This is a genomic window from Streptomyces sp. NPDC092952, assembly GCF_044754785.1.
Classification (GTDB): domain Bacteria; phylum Actinomycetota; class Actinomycetes; order Streptomycetales; family Streptomycetaceae; genus Streptomyces.
Window position 1 is genome coordinate 1 of the sequence record NZ_JBIVPT010000046.1, and the last position, 7,278, is coordinate 7,278.

Sequence of the window (7,278 nt, forward strand, 5' to 3'; positions counted from 1 at the left end):
ACGTGGCTCCGCCACGCAGACGCCCCGGCGCCTTGCGATCGCACGCACCGGACCCCGCTCCTTCACCCGCACTCATTTATCAGACACCCCCTAGAAGCGTGCCCCCTCCGTGTGCGACGTTCACGCAGGGTCGATCGTCCCGACACGCAGGTACTTCGCCAACTTGATGTGGGTGAGGGGGGCGTAGGCGTCACCCTCGGCGCCTGGCAGCTTCGATCCGTACTCGGAGGTGAAGCTGAACCTCCCGGCGTTCTTGACGTTGAACGCGCCGTATTCCTGGAGCGCCTTCGCGACCATCCGCTCGTACGGCTTGAGCGAGGTGTCGGCGTCGATGTCGTACGCGCGGTCCAGCCAGATGAACTGCCCTTCGCGCCAGCGGCCCTGCTCCGGTCCGTCGCTGCCGACCGCCGGAAAGACGTACTGGCCGTTGTTGTCCGGGGTGCCGAAGCTCAGGGCGTGATCGATGCGGCCGGCCTTCCAGTCCGCGCGGGTGATCACTCCGGCCAGGCGGGACAGGCCGCTGCCAGTGGCCTGTCCCTTGATGGAGACCGATGAGCCGCGGGTATCGGACACGGCTCCCCATTCGCAGCTCGGCCTCCCGTTGTGCACCTCGGTCCGCCAGCACTCCACCGAGCTCCCGTCCGGTGTAATCACCACCGTCCATTGGCGCTCCGGTGGCGGGTTCTTCCACGATGCGTCCCAGGGAAATTCCATGCCTTCGAAGGGGTTGGGCCCCCATGGCCCGATGTGCTTGCGCGGGGTGACTTCGTAGGTCGGGGTGCTCGGGGTGGCCCGGTATATCGGAGAACCGGCCTTGCCGGTGTACAGCTCCACCTGGCCCAGGGCGAGCAGGTCGGCGACCATCTGCGCGGATTCGGGCGACAGGTGGGGGCGCGGATGCCGCTGATTGAAGGCATCGTCGCTGGCGAAGAAGCGGGGAGAGTGGTCGGCAGCGTCCGACGGCGGCTCGTGCGCGAGTCGACTCACAAGAACCGCCACGGTGGCCAGCAATGCGATCCCGACGGCGCCGGCGGCGGCGACCGGCCACCGCCGTCCCGGTGTCGGGGCCCTGCCGAGTTCGGCCTTCTCCGCTCGCCACCGCCGTTCCCATTCCGTCCGGTCGCCTCGGCAGGCTTCGACGTAGGCCAAGGCGACGTCGAGGGGCGGCAGCTGTCGGCCCTTCGCAGCGTTGGACAAGGCGCTGGGTGACTGACCCGTACGCGCGGCCATCTGCCGGTACGTCGGGCTGCCCGCCGAGTCGCGGAGGGCCCGCAACCCGTTGGCGAACCGCTCTGCCGGATGCTCCACCGGATCGCCCGATGGAGGTGGTGATGCTGCGGCCACCTGTCCGCCCTCCAAGTCACGGCCTGCGGTCGTCCATATGTGACGCGTAGTCAACTACCGCGAGTCTAGGAGGCACGCGGATCCGGGGAAAAGGCCTCGCCCGGCGGGCGTGCCGCAGAAGGATGGGCTGCATGGATGAAGCATGGGCGGCCCTGGCGGGGGCCGGGATAGGCGTCGTCGGCGCTCTGTGCACCTCGTGGCTGACGTATGCGGCCGCTCGGCGGCAGGCGCGTGACCAGGGGAAGGTCGAGCACGGTCGGGCGCTGCGGAGTGAACGCCTGGAGGCGTACCTCGCGTTCACGGAGGCGGCGGAGCCGGTCGACAACGTGCTGCACCGAGTCGCTCACCGGGACGGTGTACTGGTCTCCGCCCGGGACGCCCCGCTTCCGACCGATGTGCTGCACGCAGCCGTCGAGGAGCTCGGTACCGCGGTGGACGCGCTCTACAAGGCACAGGCGCGGCTCGATCTGATGGGGCCGGAATCCGTGGCTGCGGAGGCCGTGAACGTATGGTCCGACGTGCGGTCCCTGCGGACACACCTCGAAAGGATGCTCAACGAGACACGCGAAGGGGAGGTGCCGGATGACGGGTGCCGCACCGGTCTCGAAGACGCGGTCGACGCGGTGGAAGTGAGCCGGGAGAAGTTCGCCCGGTGTGCTCGCAAGGTGATAGAGACTCCTCCGTGAGGCTGCCGGAAGCCCGCCGCCGGACGGCCTCGGTGGTTGGAGCGACTGGCGGCCGCCCCAAGGTCCCCGGCCCGGACGAGCCGGCAGGGCCGGTATCGGTACAGGGCACCTCGCTGTTCGCGATCGGCACCGACTACGCCGCCTGAGCCCGCACCAAGACGCCCTCCACCACGCGGGTCCGGCACCTGCCCCCGGTGCACGGCGACTTCTCGTGCGGCCGGTTCGGGCTGCCGGAAGCGGGACCGCCCTGTACTCTCTCCGGTCATGCGAGCCCTCTTCCCAGGATCTTTCGACCCGGTCACCCAAGGGCATCAGGACATACTCCGGCGGGCTTCCCTCCTGTTCGACGAGGTCGTCGTGTGCGTGATGTCCAACGCGAACAAGACCGGGCGCCTTCCCGTCGCGGAGCGGCTGGAACGGCTCCGTGCGGCAGCGGCCGGTCTGAGCAACGTCACGGTGGACTCCCACACCGGCGGCCTCCTGGTCGACTACTGCCGCCGGGGCGGGATCGATGTCGTCGTCCGGGGGGTCCGGGGCACTTCCGACCTGGGCTACGAGATGCCGATGGCCCGTATGAACCACGAACTGGCCGGGATCGAGACGTTCTTCATCGCCTCGGACCCGGCCCTGGCCCATGTCTCCTCCACCCTTGTCACCACGATGGATCAACAGGGACGCGCTCCCGGGGGACGCGTCGGACGTCAGGCGCCGGACGTGAGCCCGGTGACGAACGCGTTCCAGGCGGCGGCCGGGAAGACGCAGACACCCTGACCGGGGTCCTTGGAATCCCGGACAGCCATCACCCGCCCATCCATCCGGGCGCCCTCGACGCAGTTGCCGCCCTGGTCGTTGCTGTAGCTCGACGTGAACCAGTCGGCGCCGCCGAGCTGATGAGTGATCATGTACATCAGTGCTCCTTGATCGCTTCTCAGACCGCGCCGAGGGACTCCTCCGGCCCCACGGCAAGAATCCAGAGGTCGTCGAACGCCTCTTTGCACGGGCCCACATCGGCGCGCTTCCGGCAGGGTCGGGGGCGGGTCGATGCCCTCGCCGAGTCGGGGTACGTGGCGCTGTACTTCGGCGGCTGAAGGTCTGGTTGTGGAGCTTGTCCGTCGGCACACTCGTGCCGTCGTCGTGGGCTCCGAGTCGTCAGCACAGTCCGGCGACGTCCCGGGTCCTCGACCTCCGGGCAGGCCGTCAGCGGTGGCTCAGTACGTTGACCACGCGGCCGGTCGGGTCGCGCACGAAGAAGCGCCGTACTCCCCACTCCTCGTCCTGCAAGGGGTGGACGATCTCCGCGCCGTTCTTCCGCATGACCGCGTAGGCCGCGTCCACGTCGTCCACCTCCACGCTCAGGTCGGGGGTGACCGGTGCCGTCAGGTCGGCGGTCATCACGCTGATCTGCGCCGCCGGGTTGGACGGGGAGGCGAGCGTCGTGATCCAGCCATGGTTCATGACCTCCTCGAAGCCCAGCAGGCCGTAGAAGTCCCGGCTCTCCCGCACCCCCTCCGACTGGATGTTGGGCACGACTCGACGAACGGTCACCGGAGGTCTCCAAACGAGAAGGACGCGCCCCTGGAACTTCCCCCCGGAGGGGATGTGGTGCGGAGGTCCCTGCCGGGGCAGGGGCGGGGACCTCCGCTCGGGAGACGCGTCAGGCGCCGGACGTGAGCTCGGTGACGAACGCGTTCCAGGCGGCGGCCGGGAAGACGCAGACACCCTGACCGGGGTCCTTGGAATCCCGGACAGCCATCACCCGCCCGCCCAGCCGGGCGCCCTCGACGCAGTCGCCACCCTGGTTGTTGCTGTAGCTCGACTTGAACCAGTTGGCACCGGCGAGCTGCTGAGTGGTCATGTAAATCAATGCTCCTTTATTGCTTCTCTGATCATGCCGAGGGATTCCTGTGGTCCCACGGCAAGAATCTGGAGGTCGTTGAACGCCTCTTCGTACAGGCCCACATCGGCGCGCTTACGCATGACCGAGGCCCCACCCAGGTACTCCAGGTAAACGATGGACTCCGCGTCACCGAGGCGGAACAGCGTGAAGGCTCCGTTCATCCCGGGGTGCACGCCCGCTTTGAAGGGAACGACCTGCACCCGGACCGAGGGCCGCTCAGCCACATCCGCCAGATGCTCTATCTGCGCCCGCATGACGGCCGGGCTGCCGACCTGGCGGCGGAGAACCGCCTCGTTGATGACCGCCGCGAACTTGAGCGGCACCGAACTGCGATCGAGCACTTCCTGCCGCGTCATCCGTACCTCGACGAGTCGGTCGATCTCGTCGGCCGAAAGGCGCTCGTGTTCGCGCTGGTAGATCGCGCGCACGTACTCCTCGGTCTGGAGCAGGCCGGGGACGAACTCACCCTCGTACTTGTGCAGCGCGGAAGCCGTGGCCTCCAGGCCCAAGTAGGCCTTGAACGTGGGCGCGATGGCAGGCCGATACTCGGGCGACTGCCACCAGTCCTTCTTCGTCTTGGTGACGGCCGCGTACCCCATCAGCAGGGAGCGCTGCTCGGGCGTCGCCTTGTAGATCTCGCAGAGCGCCATCACGTCCACGGCCTCGACGACCAGGTTGTCCCCCGTCTCCAGCCGCGTCAGCTTCGACGGGCTGCAGAGCAGCGTGCGGACGACCTGGGTCGAGGTGAGGCCGGCCTCGTGCCGGAGCTTGCGAAGTTCACGTCCTAACTGAAGACGGCAGAGTGCGGGCGTCGCCGACTCCACATCCGTAATCATCTTCTGCCTCCCAGGACTTGTTACCCAGTGTGACGGAGAATGTTCCGTTGCCGCAAGGAGTGTTCTGCGCCGACGCAGAACACTCCGTCCGGGGGCGCGAACACGCCGGAGAGGCGCAGAAATTCGCGCAAGAATCTGCACGCAGAATTTCTCTGCGACAGCCACACATTACCGTCCGCACCGTCACGATTACCAAATGTTGCGGAAATGGGCTCTTCTGTCGCCTTGTCCCCCAGCTCGGTCAACTGCCAGATCCGGACAGCCCCGTTGACGACCCCAGAGAGCCTTCTCCCCGGGCCGTACTCTTTCCGGGGACCGACTTCCGGAACGCTGTGCCGCATTCGGCCGATGCCACGAACTCCGCGCACGGCGAAACATGACGAGGTGCGCGAACGTGTGGGGTCGAGGAACGCTCATCGGTGACCGGTACGTGCTGGAGGGGCGGCTGGGCCAGGGCGCCATGGGGGAGGTCTGGCGCGCCGAGGACCAGGTGTTACGTCGCCCGGTCGCGGTGAAGATGCTGCATCCCTCGGGGCTTGAGGACAACTCCTTCCTCCCGCGCTTCCGGCGGGAGGCAAAGATCCTCGCCGCCATCCACCACCCGGGGGTCGTCGGCGTCCACGACTACGGTGAGCAGGTGTTCCCCGCGAGCGGCGGGCCCGACGACGTGGCGGCGCACGCCGCGTACATCGTCATGGAACTCGTCGAGGGGAGGACCCTGGACGAGGTCCGCGCGGAGTACGGACTCCTCCCCGCGGCGCGGGTGTTCGAGCTCGCCGCCGAGGCGCTCGACGCGCTGCACACCGTGCACCGGCTCGGCATCGTGCACCGCGACATCAAGCCGTCGAACATGATGCTGCGCAAGGACGGCCGGGTGGCGGTGACCGACTTCGGCATCGCCCGCGCCGAGACCGACACCCGGCTGACCAGTCGGAACGCGATCATCGGCACCGCGCGCTACATGGCCCCCGAGCAGTCCCGGGGCCTGCCCGCGATCCCGGCGTCCGACCTCTACGCCATCGGCGTGGTCTGCTACGAACTACTCACCGGAGAGCCGCCGTTCAGGGGCGCGTCCCCCGTCGAGGTCGCCCTCAAGCACATCGAGGAGCCCGTACCGGACCTTCCCGACGATGTCTCGAAGGGGGCCAGGGAGTTCATCGCGAAGGCGCTCGCCAAGGACCCCGAGGACCGCTTCGTCAACGCCGCCGTGATGGCCGCCGCCGCTCGCCGGGTGGCCGTGGGTGGTGCACCGGCCCCGGTCCGGGACGCCGCCGAGGAGGAGGAACGCGGGCGGTCGTCCGATACGCGGTCGTCCGACGCGCAGTCCTCGGACGCGCGGCCCGGCACGCGGCCTCCTGAGCAGTCGCGCCGCCGCAGCCGCCTCCGTCGACGGCCGGTGGTCGTCCTGACCGCGCTGGCCGTCCCGGTGGCCATCGCCGCGGCCGTGTATCTCGTGCCGGAACTCACCGGCTCCGACTTCAGGTCCGACGCCAAGCAGGACGGCCGCCCGGGCACCGGGAGCACAGCCCCCAGCAAGCTCGGCGCGGCATGGGAGGATCGCGGCGTCATCCAGGCCAAGGAGTTCCCGTCGACGAACATCTTCTGGATGGCCGACATCGACGGCGACGGGAAGGAGGACTTCCTCTCGGTCGACAAGGACCAGAACGTCCAGCTCTACCGGAACCACGGCCCTTCGGACACAGCCTGGAAGCCCTTCACCCTGGAGAAGACCTCCTACGAGCCCCGTGACGGCTCCGCCGGCAACACACTCCGCTTCGCCGACATGGACGGGGACGGCCATGCGGACTGCGTGGACGCCTTCCCGGACGGCCGGATGTCCATCCGCACCTGGAAGAGCGGCCTCCCGGACAGCTCGGGCATGTGCATGACTCCGCACACCGGCACTTTCGAAGTGCGCTCGTGGGGATCCAGCGGCGAGCTGCCGTCCATCGGCTCGAAGACCCGCATCCGCATCGCGGACGTCACCGGAGGCGGACGGGACGACTACCTGCTGATCGAGCCGGACGGCGAGACAACGGCCTGGTACAACAAGGACTTCGTCCCCGAGAACGACCAGGAGCGGCTGGACTGGGAAGTACCCATCAAGATCAGCGATGCCATGTCGAACACCGGGACCATCCAGGAGATCCGGTACGCGGACCTCAACGGGGACGCGCGCGCCGATCAAATCCTGGTCACCGCCAAGGGCGGCGCCTTCGCCTGGCTCAACGAAGGGGACAAGGGGGCGGGCGGGACGTACCGGCGGATCGGCAGAATCGCGGAGGACGCCGAAGTGCCGCCGAAGGACGTGCAGTTCGCGGATGTCGACGGGGACGGCAAGGCCGACTTCCTCCGCATCGGACGGACCGGCGTCACCCACGCCTGGCTCAACAGACTCAAGCCGGACGACTTCCGCTCCTGACCCGGCGCCCGCCCGGGGGGGGGCGGGGGGGGGGGGCGGGGGGGGGGGGGGGGGGGGGGGGGGGGGGGGCGGGGGGGGGGGGGGGGGGGGTGG

At 68.7% G+C, this 7,278-nt stretch carries 9 protein-coding genes; 4 read left to right on the forward strand and 5 right to left on the reverse strand.

Annotation, left to right across the window (positions count from 1 at the left end; translation table 11 throughout):
• Nucleotides 1-120 precede the first annotated feature (120 nt).
• Nucleotides 121-1,344: a helix-turn-helix domain-containing protein gene (locus ACIQGQ_RS36980; protein WP_402405019.1), complete on the reverse strand. Its 1,224-nt coding sequence runs from the start codon at nt 1,342-1,344 to the stop codon at nt 121-123.
• Between the two features lie 131 nt (nt 1,345-1,475).
• Here ACIQGQ_RS36980 and ACIQGQ_RS36985 point away from each other — a divergent pair, with 131 nt between their 5' ends.
• The 3 genes from ACIQGQ_RS36985 (at nt 1,476) to coaD (ending at nt 2,801) form a co-directional block, all read left to right on the forward strand.
• Nucleotides 1,476-2,030 carry a hypothetical protein gene (locus ACIQGQ_RS36985; RefSeq protein ID WP_402405021.1) on the forward strand — a complete coding sequence of 185 codons (555 nt, stop codon included), beginning with the start codon at nt 1,476-1,478 and terminating at the stop codon, nt 2,028-2,030.
• Nucleotides 2,027-2,176 carry a hypothetical protein gene (locus ACIQGQ_RS36990; protein WP_402405024.1) on the forward strand — a complete coding sequence of 50 codons (150 nt, stop codon included), beginning with the start codon at nt 2,027-2,029 and terminating at the stop codon, nt 2,174-2,176. The genes ACIQGQ_RS36985 and ACIQGQ_RS36990 overlap by 4 nt, the downstream gene beginning before the upstream one ends.
• Nucleotides 2,177-2,294: 118 nt before the next feature.
• Nucleotides 2,295-2,801, forward strand: coding sequence for a pantetheine-phosphate adenylyltransferase (gene coaD, locus ACIQGQ_RS36995; RefSeq protein WP_402405027.1), 507 nt, complete (start codon nt 2,295-2,297; stop codon nt 2,799-2,801).
• On the opposite strand, the gene ACIQGQ_RS37000 is transcribed toward coaD, so the two are convergent.
• The 4 genes from ACIQGQ_RS37000 to ACIQGQ_RS37015 form a co-directional block, all read right to left on the reverse strand.
• Complete coding sequence (locus tag ACIQGQ_RS37000) at nt 2,732-2,932, reverse strand: DUF397 domain-containing protein (RefSeq protein WP_402405030.1); 201 nt, start codon at nt 2,930-2,932, stop codon at nt 2,732-2,734. The two genes, coaD and ACIQGQ_RS37000, sit on opposite strands and share 70 nt — an antisense overlap.
• Before the next feature lie 295 nt (nt 2,933-3,227).
• On the reverse strand, nt 3,228-3,575 hold the full coding sequence (locus ACIQGQ_RS37005; protein WP_402405033.1) for a VOC family protein: 348 nt from the start codon (nt 3,573-3,575) through the stop codon (nt 3,228-3,230).
• Between the two features lie 109 nt (nt 3,576-3,684).
• Nucleotides 3,685-3,885, reverse strand: a complete 201-nt coding sequence (locus tag ACIQGQ_RS37010; protein WP_402405036.1) for a DUF397 domain-containing protein — start codon at nt 3,883-3,885, stop codon at nt 3,685-3,687.
• A 5-nt stretch (nt 3,886-3,890) separates the two neighbouring features.
• Nucleotides 3,891-4,763: a helix-turn-helix domain-containing protein gene (locus tag ACIQGQ_RS37015; protein WP_402405039.1), complete on the reverse strand. Its 873-nt coding sequence runs from the start codon at nt 4,761-4,763 to the stop codon at nt 3,891-3,893.
• A 394-nt stretch (nt 4,764-5,157) separates the two neighbouring features.
• Between ACIQGQ_RS37015 and ACIQGQ_RS37020 the strand changes: the two genes are divergently transcribed.
• Nucleotides 5,158-7,185: a protein kinase gene (locus ACIQGQ_RS37020; protein WP_402405041.1), complete on the forward strand. Its 2,028-nt coding sequence runs from the start codon at nt 5,158-5,160 to the stop codon at nt 7,183-7,185.
• Nucleotides 7,186-7,278 lie beyond the last annotated feature (93 nt).